We start from the raw sequence: 16,641 nt of genomic DNA, 5'->3' as shown, positions 1-16,641 counted from the left end.
CCCCCGACTCGGTCGTACAGGCCGCGTTCGCTATGATGGCCGGTCAGCCTTGCCAGGACCCGCCGCTCCGTGTCGATCCGCCCGCTCCCGGATACCCTGATCAACCAGATTGCCGCCGGCGAGGTCGTCGAACGACCGGCGTCGGTGGTCAAGGAACTGGTCGAGAATGCGCTCGATTCGGGCGCCCGTCGGGTCGACATCGATCTGGAGGAGGGCGGGGCGCGGCTGATCCGGGTGCGCGACGATGGCTCCGGCATTGGTCCCGAAGAGCTGCCGCTGGCGGTGTCCCGCCATGCCACGAGCAAGATCGCTTCCCTGGACGATCTCGAGGGCGTGCTGACCCTGGGTTTCCGTGGCGAGGCACTGCCGTCGATAGCGTCGGTCAGCCGCTTCGTGATGACCTCGCGGCCAGCCGATGCGGAGCACGGCTCCTCGCTGGAAGTCGGCGGTGGCCAGGTCGGAAGCGTCGCGCCAAAGGCGCATCCGATCGGAACCACGGTCGAGGTTCGCGACCTGTTCTTCAACGTGCCCGCGCGGCGCAAGTTCCTGCGCGCCGAGCGCACCGAGTTGTCGCATATTGAGGAGTGGCTGCGGCAACTGGCGCTGGCCCGTCCGGACGTCGAGTTGCGGGTGTCGCACAACGGCAAGCCCTCGCGGCGCTGGAAGGGCGACGCCGACATGCTCGACCAGGCCGGCCTGTCGGATCTGCGTCTGCACGAGACCCTGGGCGAGGAGTTCGCCAACAACGCCATCCCCGTCGATCACAGCGGCGCCGGCTTGCGCCTGCACGGCTGGATTGCCGAGCCCTCCTACAACCGGGCCTCCACCGATCAGCAGTACCTGTACTGCAATGGCCGTGCGATCCGCGATCGCAGCGTCGCCCATGCGGTCAAGCAGGCGTATTCGGACGTGCTGTTCCACGGCAGGCAACCGGCCTACGTGCTCTTTCTCGAGCTGGATCCCCGGCGGGTCGATGTCAACGTGCATCCGGCCAAGCACGAGGTGCGGTTCCGCGATTCCCGGCTCATCCATGACTTCGTCTATCGGACGCTGCAGTCGGTGCTGGCGCGCACGCGTGCGGGCCAGCCGGCCGCGCTGCACGGTGGGCAGCCGGCGGAGCATGCGGGCGCACCGGGCACCATCGATGGGGCATCGCAACCGGGGAACCCGTACCCCTGGCACCGCCCGCAGTCGCCGCTGGGGCTGCGGGTCGCCGACCAGCGCGCGGGGCTGGCGCAACTCTATGGTGCCCCGGCTTCGGCAGAACGATCCGATGGCGCTTCACCTGACGGGCCCGCTACTGCCGCACACGCGCCGCTGCCGGCGAGCAGCGAAGCCACGCTGCCCCCGCTGGGCTATGCCATCGCCCAGTTGCACGGCATCTACATCCTTGCCGAGAGCAGCGCCGGCCTGATCGTGGTCGACATGCACGCCGCCCACGAGCGCATCGGCTACGAGAAGCTCAAGCGGGCGCACGACGGCGAGGGCTTGCGGACCCAGCCGCTGCTGGTCCCGGCCACGCTGGCGGTGTCCGAACGCGAGGCGGAAGTCGCCGAGCGCGAAGCGGAGGTGCTCGCGAACCTGGGCTTCGAGGTCACCCGTTCGGGCCCGCAGTCGGTGACGATGCGCTCGGTACCCGCGCTGCTGGCGCACGGCGACGTGGAGGCGCTGCTGCGCGACGTATTGGTCGATCTGCGCGAGCATGGCGGTGCGTCGCCACTGGGGGGCATCCGGGTGTCGGCAGCGCGCGACGAACTGCTTTCCACGATGGCGTGCCATGGTGCAGTGCGCGCGAATCGGCGGCTCACGGTGCCTGAAATGAATGCGTTGCTGCGCGAGATGGAAATCACCGAGCGCTCCGGCCAGTGCAACCACGGCCGACCGACCTGGGCGCATTTCAGCCTGCCCGAGATCGACCGCTGGTTCCTGCGAGGCCGTTGAGATGAACTGCGCACCGGGTCGTTGCTCTTCGGTCGCCGCGCTCGCGCTGGCCGCAGGTTTTCTTGTCGCCGTGGCTGGCTGCGATGGCAACCGGCTTTTCAACGCCAAACAGGAGTCCGATGTGGCTGCGCAGGAAATCGATTTTGATGCCGACCAGCAATCCTGGCGCGAGCAGCGCCGCGCCGCGCTCGTGGCGCCGGACGGCTGGGCGAGCCTGGTGGGGCTGCACTGGATCACGCCCGGCGCGCACTACGTGGGCAGCAATCCCGGTAACGGCATCCAGCTGTCGATGGGACCGTCGCATCTGGGCATGCTGGACCTGCGCGACGGCAAGGTCCGCTTTGTGCCCGAGACCGGCGGAGACCAGAGCGTGGACGGTGCGCCGGTCAAGCGCCCCGTCGTCCTGCGCAGTGACGACGACCCCGCGGGCCCGAGCGTGCTCGGCTTTGATGGCGGCCGCGGACAGGCGACGGTGATCCTCCGCGACAAGCGCCACGCGCTGCGCGTTCGCCACGCGGATGCCCCGACCCGGACGGGTTTTGGCACGCTGGAGTACTGGCCTGCCGACCGTAACTGGATGATCCCCGGGCGATTCATTCCGCATCCGCCCGGGCAGACGATCGAGATTGCCAACATCCTGGGCTCGTTCGACGCGATGCCGAACCCGGGGTTGGTGGAGTTCGAGCGCGGCGGCGAGAGGTACCGGCTGGACGCGATCGATGACGGCAGCGGTGGGCTGTTCCTGGTGTTCGCCGACCGCACCAACGGTCACGGGAGCTATGGGGCAGGCCGTTTCCTCGACGCGCCGATGCCCGATGCCGACGATGGAGTCCTGTTGGACTTCAACCGCGCCTACAGCCCGCCGTGCGCCTTCTCCGACTTTGCGACCTGTCCGTTGCCCCCGCCGCAGAACAGGCTCGAGCTGGCCGTCACCGCGGGCGAAAAACTCTACGTGCCGCCGACATCGACCCGATAACCCGCCGCCTGATGCAAGACAAGACCATGCGCAAGACAAGAGTCCTGATTGCCAGCCTCGTGCTGCTGTGCGGCACCGCACTGGCGGTGGTCGCGCCCGACCGCTGGACGGCCAGCGACCACGCCGACACCACGCAAGCTGCGCTGGCACAGGCCGAGAGCCCACCCCACGTGCCCCCGGTGCCGCTGCTGTGGAAGGTCTCGGACCGGAACAATGCGGTGTACCTGCTTGGCTCGATCCATCTGCTGAAGGAAGACGATTACCCGCTGTCGGCCGATGTGGATGCCGCTTTCGATGACGCCGCCCAGGTCGTATTCGAGGTGTCTCCGGAAGAGCTCGGCAGCCCCGAGGCCAGCCTGCGCTTCAGGCAGGCGGCCAAACTGCCCGACGGCCGCACGCTGTCGGACCTCATCTCGCCGAGGTTGCGGGAGAAACTGCATCGTCTGCTGGCGCGTCAGGGCGGCTCCCTGGACCAGGTCAACCGCTACAGCCCGTGGTTTGTGAACCTGTCCCTGATGCTTGGGCTGTCGCACTCGCTAGGCTTCAGCCCCGAACTGGGCGTGGATCAGCACCTCATGCAGCGCGCCCTGGAGGCGGGCAAACCGACCGCGGGCCTGGAGACGATCGACGACCAGTTGCGCGCCCTGGCCGACTCACCGATGGCCGAACAGATCATCGGGCTGGAGGACTTCCTCGACCGCCCGCAGGAGATGCCCGGCGAACTGGCCGATCTGCACCAGGCGTGGCGCGCCGGCGACGTGCCGGGACTGGAGGCGATCGCGCTCAGCGAGATGATGGTGAGGACACCGCGCACCTACCAGATGGTGAACGTGGACCGCAACCGGGCGTGGCTTCCGCTGCTGAGGGAAATGCTCGACGGAAGCGGCCGGGACAACGTGTTGGTCGTGGTGGGAGCGATGCATCTGCTCGGCAACGACGGTCTTGTGGCCTTGCTGGAGCACGCCGGCTACACGGTGGAGCGCATCTGCAGCGCCTGCGGACCTGGGGATCAGGCGTTTCCAGAGCGTGCCGCGCCTGAGAGTGCCGCCGAGCCGGTCAGCCTTCCGATCGGACGCTGAGCGCCACCGGCGGGTCGCCGCTGATCATGTCGATGCAGTCCACCGGGCACGCTGGAACGCACAGCTCGCACCCGGTGCACAGTGACGCCAGCACCGTGTGCATGTGTTTGGCACCGCCGATGATCGCGTCGACGGGACAGGCCTGGATGCACTTGGTGCAGCCGATGCAGTCCTCCTCGATCACCAGCGCGACCAGGCCGGGATTGTAGGCGCCGCGACTGCGGTCAAAGGGAACCGCGCGGGTCCCCAGTGCCAGCGCCAGCGCCAGCGCGCCGGCATCGCCACCGGGCGGGCAGCGGTCGACGTCAGCCTCTCCGCGCGCCATCGCCTCCGCGTACGGAAGGCAGCCGTCGTAGCCGCACTGGCCGCACTGCGTCTGCGGCAGCAGGCGGTCCAGGCGCCCGGTCAGGCTTTCGGCGTCGTCCGCGGGCTGCATCGCATCACCGTACCGGCATCCCCGCACTCGCGCCGCTGTCGGTACCCAGCAGGGCGAGGGCGCCGGCATCGAAGCCGGCCGACAGGATCATTCCCTCGCTCATGCCGAAGCGCATCTTGCGCGGCACCAGGTTGGCAATGAATACCACGTTGCGGCCGACCAGCGCGTCCGGGTCGGCGTAGCTGGCGCGAATGCCGGAGAAGATCTGCCGCTGGCCGAGCTCGCCTGCATCCAGGAGGAAGCGCAGCAACTTGTCGGAGCCCTCGACAAACCCGCACTCCAGTACCTTGCCGACCCGCAGATCCAATTTTGCGAAATCGTCGATGCCGATGGTCGGGGTCGACGATTCGGCGGGGCTGGACCCCGCTGGCGATGCCGTGGCGGCGACAGGCGCGGCCGCCGCGGGCTTGGGCGCGGCGGGAGCCGCCGTGGGTTGCAGGGATTCCTTGCTGGCTTCGGTCATGGCGTCGATGAGTTTCGGGTCGATCCGGGTGAACAGAGGGGTGTAGGGCTGGATCCGGTGCGCGGTCAGCGGCGTCGCCAGATCGTCCAAGTGGACGACGGGCGCGTCCAGGAAGCTTTCGGCCTGGTCGGTGACCCGCGGCAGCACCGGCTTGAGCGCGGTGTTGAGCACGCGGAACAGGTTCAGCCCCTGGCTGCAGACGGCCTGCAGCTGGGCGTCGGCACCTTCCTGCTTGGCGATCACCCACGGCTTGTGGTCATCGATGTAGCGGTTGGCCTCGTCGGCCAGAGCCATCGTCAGGCGCAGCGCCGTGGCCGCCTCGTTGCGCTGGTACGCCGCTGCAATGGGTGCGAGCTGCGCGACGAAGCGCTCGTACATCGCCGGATCCGGCAGGGCATCGGCGAGCAAGCCGTCAAAACGCTTGCTGATGAAGCCCGCGCAGCGGCTGGCCAGATTGACGAACTTGCCGACGATATCGGCGTTCACCCGCGCGGTGAAGTCGCCCAGGTTTAGGTCCACGTCGTCCACGCCGCCCGAGGTCTTGGCAGCGAAGTAATAACGCAGCGCCTCCGGATCGAGGCCGGCTTCCAGGTAGGTCCGCGCCATCACGAAGGTGCCGCGCGACTTGGACATCTTCGCGCCGTCAACGGTCAGGTAGCCGTTGACGTGCAGCCGGGTCGGGGCCCGGAATCCGGCGCCATGCAGCACCGCCGGCCAGAACAGGCCGTGGAAGTTGACGATGTCCTTGCCGATGAAGTGATGCAGCTCGGCGGCGCTGTCGGGTGCCAGGTAGCTGTCGAAATCCAGCCCTTCGCGCTCGCACAGGGCCTGGAAGCTGGCCAGGTAGCCGATCGGCGCGTCCAGCCAGACGTAGAAGTACTTGCCGGGATGGCCGGGGATCTGGAAGCCGAAATACGGTGCGTCGCGGGAAATGTCCCACGCGCGCAGTCCGCCCTCGGCGTCCAGCCATTCCTTCAGCTTGGCCTTGACGCCGGGGATGGCGACATCACCGCTCAGCCACTGGCGCAGGAAATCGGTGAAATCACCGACCTCGAAAAAGAAGTGCTCCGACTCGCGCAGCTCCGGCTCCGCGCCGCTGACGACCGAGCGCGGCTCCTTCAGCTCGGTCGGCGAATACGTCGCGCCGCAGCTCTCGCAGTTGTCGCCGTACTGGTCGGGCGTGCCGCAGTTGGGACAGATGCCCTTGACGAAGCGGTCGGGCAGGAACATGCCGCGCACCGGGTCGTACAGCTGGGCGACGGATCGGCGCTGGATGTGCCCATTGGCATCGAGCGCGCCGTAGATCGCCTCGGTCAGCGCCTTGTTGCGCGGCGAGTGGGTCGAGTCGTAGTGGTCGAAGTCCACGCCGAAGTCGGCGAAATCCCGCTCATGGCTGGCCTGGATCCCGGCGATGTAGGCCTCGGGCGTGGTTCCGGCCTTTTCTGCCGCCAGCATGATCGGCGTTCCGTGGGTGTCGTCGGCACAGACGAAATGGGCGGTGTTTCCGGCCAGGCGCTGGGCGCGGGAAAACACGTCGCCCTGGATGTAACCCACCAGATGACCGAGGTGCAGCGGGCCGTTGGCATAGGGAAGGGCGCAGGTGACGACAAGCTCGCGGGACATGGATATGGCAGTAGCGACGGAGCCGGTGAGTATCGCATGCGTCGCCCGCATCCATGAGCCGGGCGGCGTGGCCCGCCATAAACGGCGACGGCCCACTGATGCGGGCCGTCGGGGTGGCGCGTGCGAACCTTTCGGTCCGCAAGGAGCGCTTAGCGGCGCTGCCAGGTCTGGGTCTTGCCCAGCAGCGAGAAGCCCATGAAGCCGCGAACCTCCAGCTTCTGGCCGTTGTCGGCCAGGCTCATCTTCACCGAGTAGACCTTGCCGGTGGCCGGATCGAGGATCTTGCCACCCTTCCACTCGTTGCCGGTGCGCGCCACGTCCCAGAGGATGACCATGCCCTTGATCGGCTGGTCCTTGCGATCTCCCTCGCAGTCGCTGCACACGGGGTTCGGACCCTTGTCCGACTGCAGCACTTCCAGGACCTTGCCGGCGAGGCTGCCGTCCTGGGTCTCGTAGATCTCCACGACCGACTTTGGCTGGTTGGTCTTGTCGTCGATCGTGGTCCAGGTACCGACCGGGGTCTGTTGGGCAAGCGCGGCCAGCGGCGCGGCCATCAGTGCCACCGCCAGTACCAGCAAGATGGAGATTTTCCTGTGCATGTTTCCCTCCGGAAGACAGTGTGGATACCAGGCCACGAGGCGCTGGGACTGGTTCGTTATACCGTATCCATCGACATTGGGGCGAATCCGGCAAGAAGGCTGCCGGTCAGGCCCCTTACCGGTGCGCTGCAGCGATAAAAGCCATCCCGGCCGCCGCATTGATCCAGGTCACCCCCATTGCATGGCTCCGCTGCGACAATGGCGGCCCCGCATTGTCCGCAAGAGGAACGCCGTGACCGATTCATTGCAAGCCCTGATCGGTAGCGTACTGCTGCCCGGCACCGATACGTCCCTGGCAGCGACGCAGGCGCGGATCCGGGTGGCACGCGACGGGTCCAACGTCGCCCTGTCAGTGGACGTCGGCGTACCGGTGGAAGGCATGCGCGCGGAACTTGAGGCTGCGATCCGTGCGGCGGTCCAGGCCGAAGGCTCGCAACTGGCGCGTCTGGAGCTCGGCCAACGCGTCACCAGCCATGCGGTGCAGCCCAAACTCTCCCCGCTGCCGACGGTGCGCAACGTGATCGCGGTCGGTTCGGGCAAGGGCGGTGTGGGCAAGTCGACCACGGCGGTGAACCTTGCGCTGGCGCTCGTCGCTGAAGGCGCGCGCGTCGGGGTGCTGGATGCGGACATCTACGGCCCCAGCATTCCGATGATGCTGGGCCTGTCGGGCAAACCGGACAGCCCGGACGGCAAGTCGATCGAACCCATGCGCGCCCATGGCGTGGAGACCATGTCGATCGGCTTCCTGGTAGAGCAGGACACGCCGATGATCTGGCGCGGTCCGATGGCCACCTCGGCGCTGACCCAACTGCTCAACGACACCCGCTGGGGTGATCTGGATTACCTGATCGTCGACCTGCCGCCGGGCACGGGTGACATCCAGCTGACCCTGGCGCAGAAGATCCCGGTCGCCGGCGCGGTCATCGTCACCACGCCGCAGGACATCGCCACCCTGGACGCGAAGAAGGCCTTGAAGATGTTCGAGAAGGTCGAGGTGCCGGTGCTGGGTCTGGTCGAGAACATGGCGGTGCATGTATGCAGCAACTGCGGCCACGCCGAGCACATCTTCGGCGAAGGGGGCGGGCAGCGCATGGCCAGCCAGTACGACGTGCCCCTGCTGGGCAGCCTGCCGCTGCAGCGCGAGATCCGCGAACAGGGCGATGCCGGCGTCCCGATCGTGCTCGCCCAGCCGGATTCGGCGGCCGCGGCGGCCTACCGCGACGCGGCCCGGCGGATCGCGGTGGCGTTGGCCGGGCGGCCGCGGGTGACTCCATCGATATCGGCGTCGCTGCTCTCGTAAGCGCGGCGTGGCCCACCGTGGCCGCGTCCCGCACCGCCGCGGTCTACAATCGGGGGCTTTCCGCCGGGACTTCCGCCCGGCCGGAACCGATCGCATCCGGGAACCCAACGCATGAGCATCAAGTCCGACCGCTGGATCCGCCGCATGTCCGAAAAAGACGGAGGCATGATCGAGCCGTTCGAGCCGGGCCAGGTGAAGCACGTCAATGGCGAGCGCATCGTCAGCTACGGCACGTCCAGTTACGGCTATGACGTGCGCTGCTCGCGCGAGTTCAAGATCTTCACCAATATCAATTCCACGATCGTGGATCCCAAGAACTTCGATCCCGGCAGCTTTGTCGACGTGGAGGCGGACGAGTGCATCATCCCGCCCAACTCGTTCGCGCTGGCGCGCACGGTGGAATACTTCCGCATTCCGCGCGACACGCTGGTGATCTGCCTGGGCAAGAGCACCTACGCGCGCTGCGGCATCATCGTCAACGTGACGCCGCTGGAGCCGGAGTGGGAGGGCCACGTGACCCTGGAATTTTCCAACACCACTCCGCTGCCGGCCCGGATCTATGCCAACGAAGGGGTGGCGCAGATGCTGTTCTTCCAGGCTGCGGCCGATGACATCTGCGAGACCTCCTACGCCGATCGTGGCGGGAAGTACCAGGGCCAGCGCGGCGTTACCCTGCCGCGTACGTGATCAGGCGCGGGCTCCGAAAAGCAGGCGTGCTCAGTCGGCTAGAGCGGCGTGGAGGAGTTCGATCCGCCTGATCAGCAGTTCCGGCTTGTAGCGCAGGGCGGTCGCGCTGCCCCAGACCGGCCGCGGCCAGGCGATGTCCTCGCGGTAGCGGGCGATCACGTGGATGTGCAGTTGCTCGACCTGGTTGCCCAGCGCGGCGACGTTGAGCTTGTGCGGCTGGAACGCGGTGCGCAGGGCGCGGCTGCAGCGATCGATCTCGCGGGTCAATGCGGCTTGCTGCTCCGCGTCCAGGTCGATCCATTCCACCGCGTGCTCGATGCGCGGCACCAGGATCAGCCACGGGTGGTTGGCATCATCCATCAAGCGCAGCTCGCTGAGTTCCAGGTTGGTGACCGGGTGGGTGTCGTCGGCGAGGCGTGGATCCAGCCGCCAGCCGAGGTCGCGCGGCGGTCTCATCGCAGGTTCTCCTCGAAGAAGTCGATGCTGCGCTGCCAGGCCAGGGCCGCACTGGCGGCATCGTAATCGGCGCGCGGTTCGCAGTTGAAGCCGTGCCCAGCGGGGTAGACGTGCACGCTGGCGGTCGGGTATGCCTCCCGGTGCCGCTCGACGTCAGCGGCGGGGATGCTGCGGTCCTTGCTGCCGAAGTGGAACATCATCGGTGCGCGCAGCGGCTCGTCCAGGAACTGCACGTTGCGGCCGCCGTAATAGCTCACCGACGGCAGTCCCAGGCGGGTGTTGGCGAGCAGGGCGATGCTGCCGCCCCAGCAGAAGCCCACGGCGCCGGTTCGCTGCCCCTCGGCCTGGAGGTCCATCGCGGCGGCATTCGCAAGGTCGACGGCGCGATCGATGCCCAGCGCACGCGTCAGCGCGAGTCCACGGGCGATGCCGGAAGCGTCGTATTCCAGCTCCACCTCGCGCTCGACCGGGTCGAACAGTGCCGGCGCCAGCGCCACGAAGCCGGCGTGGGCGAAGCGGTTGGTGACATCGCGGATATGCGCATTGACTCCGAAGATCTCCTGGAGCACCACGACGGCGCCGCGCGACGGCCCGTTGGGCTCGCTGCGCCAGGCGCGGATGGAGCCGTGCGGGGTTTCCAGATCGGTCCAGCGGTTCATGCGGCGCTCCGTTCAGCTGTCCGGCAGCTTGGCCAACGAGTTGATTCTAGCGCCAAGGCTATAATTGCGGTTCCCGAATACCGCGATCGCTCCCGGCACCCTTTGCCAGGAGCGTTGCGCTTTTTCCGCTGACTGGTCACGCCATGCCCGTGCAAGACACTTTGTCCAAAAATCCGAAAGTCGGTTTCGTCAGCCTTGGTTGTCCCAAGGCGCTGGTCGACTCCGAGCGCATCCTCACCCAGCTGCGGGTGGAGGGCTACGACCTCGTGCCGCGCTACGACGATGCCGACGTGGTGGTGGTCAATACTTGCGGCTTCATCGATTCGGCGGTGGCCGAGTCGCTGGACGCGATTGGCGAGGCGATGGCCGAGAACGGCAAGGTGATCGTGACCGGCTGCCTGGGCAAGCGCGCGGAAGTCATCCGCGAGGCGCACCCAGGCGTGCTCTCGATCAGCGGTCCGCAGGACTACGACAGCGTCCTCAGCGCGGTGCATCTGGCCGTGCCGCCCCGGCACGACCCGTTCATCAGCCTGTTGCCGGACATGCAGATCGAGGGTGTCGGCATCAAGCTGACGCCGAAGCATTACGCGTATTTGAAGATCTCCGAGGGCTGCAACCACCGTTGCAGCTTCTGCATCATTCCCTCGATGCGCGGCAACCTGGTGTCGCGGCCGATCGACCAGGTCCTGCGCGAGGCGGAGAAGCTCGCCATGGGCGGGGTCAAGGAGCTGCTGGTCATCTCCCAGGACACGTCCGCCTATGGCGTGGATGTGCGCTACGCCGAGCACGAGTGGCGCGGCAAGACCTACCAGACCCGGATGAAAGCGCTGTGCGAGGGTCTGGGCGAACTGGGCCTGTGGACCCGCCTGCACTACGTGTATCCGTATCCGCACGTGGACGAGATCATTCCGCTGATGGCGGAAGGGACGATCCTGCCGTACCTGGACATTCCCTTCCAGCACGCCAGCCCGCGCATCCTCAAGTTGATGAAGCGGCCCGGTGCGATCGACAAGACGCTGGCACGGATCCAGCGCTGGCGTGAGGTGTGTCCGGAGCTGACGATCCGCTCCACCTTCATCGTCGGCTTCCCCGGCGAGACCGAGGCCGAGTTCCAGGAATTGCTCGACTTCCTCGACGAAGCGCAGCTAGACCGCGTCGGCGCATTCGCCTACTCGCCGGTGACCGGTGCCAAGGCCAACGAACTGCCCGATCCGGTCGACGAAGCAGTCAAGCAGGAGCGTCTGGGCCGCTTCATGGAGCGCCAGGCGGAGATTTCCGCGCAGAAGCTCGAGGCCAAGGTCGGCAGCGTGCAGCGCTGCATCATCGACGCGGTCGACGGCGAGCTGGCCATTGGCCGCTCCATGGCCGACGCCCCGGAGATCGACGGCGTCGTGCAGATCCAGAACGGCTACTTTGCCGGCCTCAAGCCCGGCGACTTCGCCGATGTCCAGATCATGGGCAGCGACGAGCACGACCTCTACGGCGAGGTGTCGTTCGAAGATTGAGGTCGAAAGCCTCAGTCCTCGTAGGACACATCGACGATTGCGAAGCGGTTGCTGCCGCCTGGCAGCTCCGCGTCGAACTCGTCGTCCACGCGCTTCTTGAGCATCGCCCGCGCCAGCGGTGAGTCGATGCTGATCCAGCCGCGGCCGGCGTCGGTCTCATCGGGGCCGACGATGCGGTGGGTGCGGATCTCGCCATTGGCGATGTCCTCCACCTCCACCGTTGCCCCGAAAAACACCGCGCCGTGATCCTCAGGCGTGGAGTCCACCACCCGCAGCGCCGGGATGCGCTTGCTCAGGTAGCGCACGCGGCGGTCGATCTCACCGAGCTGCTTCTTGCGGTAGGTGTACTCGGCATTCTCCGATCGATCGCCCTCGGCAGCGGCGGCCGCCAGTGCGCGGACCACCTCGGGACGCTTCACCCGCCACAGCTCATCCAGCTCGGCCTTGAGCGTCTCGTGGCCGGCGCGGGTGATCAGCGCGGTGCTGGCGGCGACCGGCGGGCGCCAACGGCTCATGGTCGACTGCGCAAGCTTATGGCGCGCCCTGGCGCGTCAGGCCGTAGTCCAGCCCCGAGTCCGGTTTCTTGCCGTCCGCGTCGAGCATGACGATGCGCTCCCTGGACTCGATCCCGTACAGCTGGTCCTCTTCGGTCTTGCTGTTGGGGTCCAGGCGGATCACGGAGTCGTTGGACTCGACCGACCAGTGGCCGTGGATGGACCAGGTCCCGTCGGGGCGCTCCTGATAGACGTGGGTGGTGCGGTAGGTACCGTCGGGCTCGAGCACCAGGGTGACGTCCATGCCGGGGCAATCCGCGCACGGCAGCGTGCCGGTGAACGAGCCGGCAAACTCGCGCTGGTCGAAGGTGGAAGCGGGGCCTTCACCGGTGGGAATGACATCCACGGCGGGTGGCTGGGTGGCCTCCGCTGGAGTGCCGTTCACCGCTGCGTCGGTCGCCGGTCCGGCGGGCTGACGGGAGCAGGCGGCCAGCGCCAGCGTTGCGATGCAGGCGAGGGCGATCAGGTTCCGGTTCATTGAATGGGCTCCTTGGGTTGCCGGTAAGTCATTTCGGATGATTCATTTCTTGCCGCCGAACAGGCCGCCCATGACGCCGCGCAGGATCTGTCGGCCGACCTGGTTGCCCACGGTCCGGGCGCTCTGTTTGGCCATGGTCTCGACCATCCCCTGGCGGCGCTTGGTACCGAAGACAATGTCGCGGATGGACTGGCCGAACCCGCCGGCCTCCCCGGTGATGGGCTTCGCATCGGGAGCGTTGGCCTCGCTCGCGGCTGCGTCGGCCTTGCGCGCCAGCAGCTCCATGGCCGATTCGCGGTCAATGCGCTTGTCGTATTTGGCACCGATCGGGCTGCCTGCGCGCACCTGGTCGCGCTCGGCATCGGTGATCGAACCCATGCGGCAGCGGGGCGGCGCCACCAGCGTCCGCTCCACCGGCATTGGTACGCCCTTGTCCTGCAGCGTGGATACCAGCGCCTCGCCGGTACCCAGGCCGCCGATCGCCTTGGCCACGTCCAGGTCCGGGTTGGCGACAAATGTCTCCGCCGCCGTCCGTACCGCCTTCTGGTCGCGCGGGGTGAAGGCGCGCAGTGCGTGCTGCACGCGGTTGCCGAGTTGGCCGAGAATGTTGTCGGGCACGTCGTCGGGAAACTGCGAGCAGAAATACACGCCCACACCCTTGGAGCGGATCAGCCGCACGACCTGCTCGACCCGCTGGCGCAGCGCGGGCGGTGCGTCGTTGAAGAGGAGGTGCGCCTCGTCGAACACGAACACCAGCTTGGGCTTGTCCAGGTCGCCGACCTCGGGCAACTGCTCGAACAGTTGCGACAGCAGCCACAGCAGGAAACTGGAATACAGCCCCGGCTTCAGGATCAGGCTGTCGGAGGCCAGGATACTGATCATCCCGCGGCCATCGATGTTGGTGCGCATGATGTCGGAAAGCTCCAGCGCAGGCTCGCCGAAGAAGTGGTCGCCGCCGTCGGACTGGAGGCGCAGCAGGGCGCGCTGGATCGCGCCGATCGATGGGCTGCTGACCAGGCCGTACTCGGTGGAGATCGTCTTGCGCTCGGCCGCCAGCAGGTTGAGCATCGCGCGCAGGTCGGGCAGGTCGAGCAGCAGCAGGCCGCGGTCGTCCGCGACCTTGAACAGGATGTCCATCACCCCCGACTGGGTGTCGTTGAGCTCGAGCATCCGCGACAGCAGGGTCGGGCCGATCTCGGTGACCGTGGCGCGCACCGGATGGCCAAGCTTGCCGAACAGGTCCCAGAACAGGGTCGGGCTGCCCTCGCTGGTGTAGTCGTCGACGCCGATCTCGTCGATCCGCGCCTGCAGCTTGTCGTTCATCGAGCCGGGCACCGCCAAGCCGGCGACGTCGCCCTTCACGTCGGCCAGGAACACCGGCACGCCGATCCGCGAGAACCCTTCCGCCAGGGTCATCAGGGTGACGGTCTTGCCGGTGCCGGTCGCTCCGGCAACCAGGCCGTGGCGGTTCCCCAGCCGTGGCAGCAGGAAGACCTTGCCGTCGGTTTCTGGCAATGACTGCGGCGTGGTGACGGCCTTGCCGACGAGCACTGGCGGAAGAGTGGGCATGCGGGTTTCCAGGGCGGGACTGCGGCTGATTCTATGGCCTGACGGGCGGCGGTGCAGGCGGTCGATTGCGGTGCCTGCTCGGCACAGACTACCCTGCATGCCGCTTCCCCTTGCCTGATCCCATGCCCGCACAACACTGTTTTCCCCGCCTGCTCGCCGCTGTTCTCGGCGCCGCCCTGCTGACGATGTCCGTGGATGCGTCCGCCCTGTCGCGCCGCGACCAGGCCGCGGTTGATGCCATCACCGCCCGCATGGAGGCCGCCGAAACCGCCTACAAGCAGGCGCTGGTGAAGATGGGCAACGCCGATCCGGCCGGCAGCGGCGAGGCCGACAAGGCGCTGGAGGACATGGAGGACGTCGTCGCCGCCTGCTCGGGCCAGCGCGGTTGCTCGGTGCCATCGCTGCTGAGCACCTACAAACGGCTGCTCAAGCTGACCGCCGACATCGAGGGCAGCGACCTGCTGTTCGACGAACTGCCACCGGGAACCGCCGGCCACCACATCACCTCGTTCGCCGAGGACGTGCCAGAGGCCGCGCGGGCCGCAGCGCTGCTGGATGACGACGGCCATCGCTTCGACCGCATGGTCCAGTACAACCCGGCGGTGCAGGAAGGCATCCGCCGCTGGCTGACGGACATGCGCGGCGCGCTGCTGACCAGCTACGAGAACTACCAGTACATGCGACACCTGATGTGGCCGCAGTACGAGCGCGCCGGGCTGCCGGAGGCCTTGCTGTTCGGCATCCTGGCCAAGGAGTCCAACGGCCGCGTGCACTCGACCTCGCGCGCAGGCGCTGCCGGGCCGCTGCAGTTCATGTACGCCACCGGCAAGCGCTTCGGCCTGGGCGATGACGGCACCGGGTTTGATACCCGTTACGACGCCTACGCCGCCTCCGAGGCCAGCGTCTCCTATCTCAACGAGCGGATGCGCGAGCTCAACGGCAACATCGAACTGGCCCTGGCCGCCTACAACGGCGGCGAAGGGCGCGCACTGCGGGTCTACCAGGGGGCGGGTGGCAAGGGCTTCTGGGATGCGGACGTGTACGCGCAGTTCCCGCCGGAAACCCGCGACTACGTGCCGATGGTGATCGCGGCGGCATGGCTGTTCCTGCACCCGGACGAGTACGGCCTGACGCTGCCCAAGGTCGATCCCAAGCCGGTGCAGCTGCGTCTTGAGCAGCCGGCGTCGATCTACCAGTTGACGATCTGCCTGGGCAACCGTGGCGTGCGCGAGGGCTACATGCGCGCGCTGCGCAATTACAACCCGCGCTACCAGGCCGACGATCGTCTGCCTGCCGGCACGATCCTGCAGGCGACCACGCGGATTGCCGGCCTTTACAAGCGCCAGTGCATTCGCGGGCCGCGCGCGGACATGGCGCGCGAGCTGGTCGCCAGCGAGCCGGGAAGGGCGATCAGGTAAGGCCGCGCAGGCCCGGTTCGCCGGGCCGCACAGTCAGCGTCGCAGGGTGGCCAGGGCCTGACCCAGCTTGACCGGCGCCTCCGGGCCCAGGCTGGGCGCGAGGTCGGCCACGCCCGCGGGCAGCAGCACGATCACGGTCGAGCCGTAGTTGAAGCGGGCCATCTCCTCGAAGCGCTCCACCGTGATGTCATCGCCCCGGTAGTCCTTGACCGTGGTGGTCGTGCCGTAGGCCGGGATTTCCTCGCCGCTCCAGACGGTCTCCACGCCCGAGACCAGCAGCGCGCCGACCATCACCACCGCCATCGGGCCGAAATCGGTATCGAAGTGGCACACCAGGCGCTCGTTGCGGGCAAACAGCCGTGGCACGTGCTGCACGGCCGCCGGGCCGACGCTGAAGAGACGGCCCGGCACATGCACCGTCTCGCGCAGGCGCCCCGTCCAGGGCATGTGCACGCGGTGGTAGTCGCGTGGCGACAGATACACCGTGGCGAAGATTCCTTGGTCGAATGCGCGCGCCGCGTGGGCATCGCCCAGCAGTTCGGCGGTGGTGAACGACTGGCCCTTCGCCTGGAAGATCCGGCCGCTGCCATCGGCATCGGCGGTGATCGCGCCGCATTGGCTGACGCGTCCGTCCGCCGGCATCACCAGCACGCGCGGGTCCGGGTCGGCAACGCGCGCGCCGGGTTTCAGCGCCCGGGTAAAGAAGGCATTGAAGGTCGGGTAGTCGGCCGGATCGGACTTCGCCGCCTCCGACAGGTCAACGCCGAAACGCTGCGTGACCGTGTCGATCAGCCAGGCGCGCAGGCGCGGGTTGTCGGAGTAGGCGAGGCGGCGCGCCATCGACGAGAGCAGCCGGTGCGGCAGCACATAGGTGAGTCGGGTGGTGAGGCTCATGGGA

The 16,641-nt window shown here is 67.6% G+C and carries 15 protein-coding genes and 1 pseudogene; 7 read left to right on the top strand and 9 right to left on the bottom strand.

The genetic code is table 11. The features are described 5' to 3' along the window. The first annotated feature begins 69 nt into the window (after window positions 1-69). From mutL to INQ40_RS08250, 3 genes are read left to right on the top strand one after another with little or no spacing between them, the layout of a single operon-like run. Window positions 70-1,941, top strand: a complete 1,872-nt coding sequence (gene mutL / locus INQ40_RS08260) for a DNA mismatch repair endonuclease MutL (RefSeq protein ID WP_194340055.1) — start codon at window positions 70-72, stop codon at window positions 1,939-1,941. A gap of 1 nt (window position 1,942) precedes the next feature. Continuing rightward, window positions 1,943-2,917, top strand: a complete 975-nt coding sequence (locus tag INQ40_RS08255; protein WP_194340054.1) for a DUF1684 domain-containing protein — start codon at window positions 1,943-1,945, stop codon at window positions 2,915-2,917. Between the two features lie 11 nt (window positions 2,918-2,928). Further along, a complete protein-coding gene (locus INQ40_RS08250; RefSeq protein WP_194340053.1) occupies window positions 2,929-3,996 on the top strand; it encodes a TraB/GumN family protein in 1,068 nt (355 codons plus the stop codon). On the opposite strand, the gene rnfB is transcribed toward INQ40_RS08250, so the two are convergent. The 3 genes from rnfB to INQ40_RS08235 form a co-directional block, all read right to left on the bottom strand. After that, window positions 3,974-4,432, bottom strand: a complete 459-nt coding sequence (rnfB, locus tag INQ40_RS08245) for an Rnf electron transport complex subunit RnfB (RefSeq protein WP_228481965.1) — start codon at window positions 4,430-4,432, stop codon at window positions 3,974-3,976. The two genes, INQ40_RS08250 and rnfB, sit on opposite strands and share 23 nt — an antisense overlap. Before the next feature lie 4 nt (window positions 4,433-4,436). Continuing rightward, the gene (gene metG / locus INQ40_RS08240) at window positions 4,437-6,518 is read right to left on the bottom strand and encodes a methionine--tRNA ligase (protein WP_194340051.1); all 2,082 of its coding nucleotides are present in this window, start codon (window positions 6,516-6,518) and stop codon (window positions 4,437-4,439) included. Between the two features lie 149 nt (window positions 6,519-6,667). Beyond that, entirely contained in the window at window positions 6,668-7,117 is a 450-nt protein-coding gene (locus INQ40_RS08235; protein WP_194340050.1) for a DUF2147 domain-containing protein, read from the bottom strand. A 445-nt stretch (window positions 7,118-7,562) separates the two neighbouring features. Here INQ40_RS08235 and apbC point away from each other — a divergent pair, with 445 nt between their 5' ends. After that, complete coding sequence (gene apbC, locus INQ40_RS08230) at window positions 7,563-8,417, top strand: iron-sulfur cluster carrier protein ApbC (RefSeq protein WP_255524316.1); 855 nt, start codon at window positions 7,563-7,565, stop codon at window positions 8,415-8,417. Between the two features lie 111 nt (window positions 8,418-8,528). Continuing rightward, window positions 8,529-9,104, top strand: coding sequence for a dCTP deaminase (dcd, locus tag INQ40_RS08225; RefSeq protein ID WP_194340048.1), 576 nt, complete (start codon window positions 8,529-8,531; stop codon window positions 9,102-9,104). A 30-nt stretch (window positions 9,105-9,134) separates the two neighbouring features. Here the strand turns inward: dcd and INQ40_RS08220 are convergent, their stop codons facing one another. Both INQ40_RS08220 and INQ40_RS08215 read right to left on the bottom strand, forming a co-directional pair. Continuing rightward, a complete protein-coding gene (locus INQ40_RS08220) occupies window positions 9,135-9,560 on the bottom strand; it encodes an HIT family protein (protein ID WP_194340047.1) in 426 nt (141 codons plus the stop codon). Beyond that, entirely contained in the window at window positions 9,557-10,219 is a 663-nt protein-coding gene (locus tag INQ40_RS08215) for a dienelactone hydrolase family protein (protein WP_194340046.1), read from the bottom strand. Before INQ40_RS08215 ends, INQ40_RS08220 begins: the two co-directional genes overlap by 4 nt. A gap of 161 nt (window positions 10,220-10,380) precedes the next feature. Between INQ40_RS08215 and rimO the strand changes: the two genes are divergently transcribed. Further along, window positions 10,381-11,724, top strand: coding sequence for a 30S ribosomal protein S12 methylthiotransferase RimO (gene rimO / locus INQ40_RS08210; protein ID WP_194342488.1), 1,344 nt, complete (start codon window positions 10,381-10,383; stop codon window positions 11,722-11,724). A gap of 11 nt (window positions 11,725-11,735) precedes the next feature. On the opposite strand, the gene greB is transcribed toward rimO, so the two are convergent. From greB to INQ40_RS08195, 3 genes are read right to left on the bottom strand one after another with little or no spacing between them, the layout of a single operon-like run. After that, the gene (greB, locus tag INQ40_RS08205) at window positions 11,736-12,239 is read right to left on the bottom strand and encodes a transcription elongation factor GreB (protein WP_194340045.1); all 504 of its coding nucleotides are present in this window, start codon (window positions 12,237-12,239) and stop codon (window positions 11,736-11,738) included. Between the two features lie 16 nt (window positions 12,240-12,255). After that, on the bottom strand, window positions 12,256-12,756 hold the full coding sequence (locus tag INQ40_RS08200; RefSeq protein ID WP_194340044.1) for a copper resistance protein NlpE: 501 nt from the start codon (window positions 12,754-12,756) through the stop codon (window positions 12,256-12,258). A gap of 42 nt (window positions 12,757-12,798) precedes the next feature. Continuing rightward, entirely contained in the window at window positions 12,799-14,325 is a 1,527-nt protein-coding gene (locus tag INQ40_RS08195; protein ID WP_194340043.1) for a helicase HerA-like domain-containing protein, read from the bottom strand. Between the two features lie 185 nt (window positions 14,326-14,510). On the opposite strand from INQ40_RS08195, the pseudogene INQ40_RS08190 reads away from it, so the two are divergent. Further along, window positions 14,511-15,722, top strand: a pseudogene (locus INQ40_RS08190) (transglycosylase SLT domain-containing protein); the annotation flags it as partial. A 54-nt stretch (window positions 15,723-15,776) separates the two neighbouring features. Here the strand turns inward: INQ40_RS08190 and asd are convergent. Beyond that, the gene (asd, locus tag INQ40_RS08185; protein WP_194340041.1) at window positions 15,777-16,637 is read right to left on the bottom strand and encodes an archaetidylserine decarboxylase; all 861 of its coding nucleotides are present in this window, start codon (window positions 16,635-16,637) and stop codon (window positions 15,777-15,779) included. Window positions 16,638-16,641 lie beyond the last annotated feature (4 nt).

This window comes from Lysobacter sp. H21R4 (assembly GCF_015277535.1).
Taxonomy (GTDB): Bacteria; Pseudomonadota; Gammaproteobacteria; order Xanthomonadales; family Xanthomonadaceae; genus Novilysobacter; species Novilysobacter ciconiae.
The sequence above is the reverse complement of the archived record's forward strand: the minus strand, read 5'-3'. Positions and strand labels throughout refer to the sequence as shown.

Coding starts and splice junctions, on each gene's coding strand:
- INQ40_RS08220 (WP_194340047.1), bottom strand. CDS start 9,560: ATGAGACCGCCGCGCGACCTCGGCTGGCGGCTGGATCCACGCCTCGCC.
- INQ40_RS08235 (WP_194340050.1), bottom strand. CDS start 7,117: ATGCACAGGAAAATCTCCATCTTGCTGGTACTGGCGGTGGCACTGATG.
- INQ40_RS08255 (WP_194340054.1), top strand. CDS start 1,943: ATGAACTGCGCACCGGGTCGTTGCTCTTCGGTCGCCGCGCTCGCGCTG.
- metG (WP_194340051.1), bottom strand. CDS start 6,518: ATGTCCCGCGAGCTTGTCGTCACCTGCGCCCTTCCCTATGCCAACGGC.
- INQ40_RS08250 (WP_194340053.1), top strand. CDS start 2,929: ATGCAAGACAAGACCATGCGCAAGACAAGAGTCCTGATTGCCAGCCTC.
- dcd (WP_194340048.1), top strand. CDS start 8,529: ATGAGCATCAAGTCCGACCGCTGGATCCGCCGCATGTCCGAAAAAGAC.
- INQ40_RS08200 (WP_194340044.1), bottom strand. CDS start 12,756: ATGAACCGGAACCTGATCGCCCTCGCCTGCATCGCAACGCTGGCGCTG.
- INQ40_RS08215 (WP_194340046.1), bottom strand. CDS start 10,219: ATGAACCGCTGGACCGATCTGGAAACCCCGCACGGCTCCATCCGCGCC.
- INQ40_RS08195 (WP_194340043.1), bottom strand. CDS start 14,325: ATGCCCACTCTTCCGCCAGTGCTCGTCGGCAAGGCCGTCACCACGCCG.
- greB (WP_194340045.1), bottom strand. CDS start 12,239: ATGAGCCGTTGGCGCCCGCCGGTCGCCGCCAGCACCGCGCTGATCACC.
- asd (WP_194340041.1), bottom strand. CDS start 16,637: ATGAGCCTCACCACCCGACTCACCTATGTGCTGCCGCACCGGCTGCTC.
- rnfB (WP_228481965.1), bottom strand. CDS start 4,432: ATGCAGCCCGCGGACGACGCCGAAAGCCTGACCGGGCGCCTGGACCGC.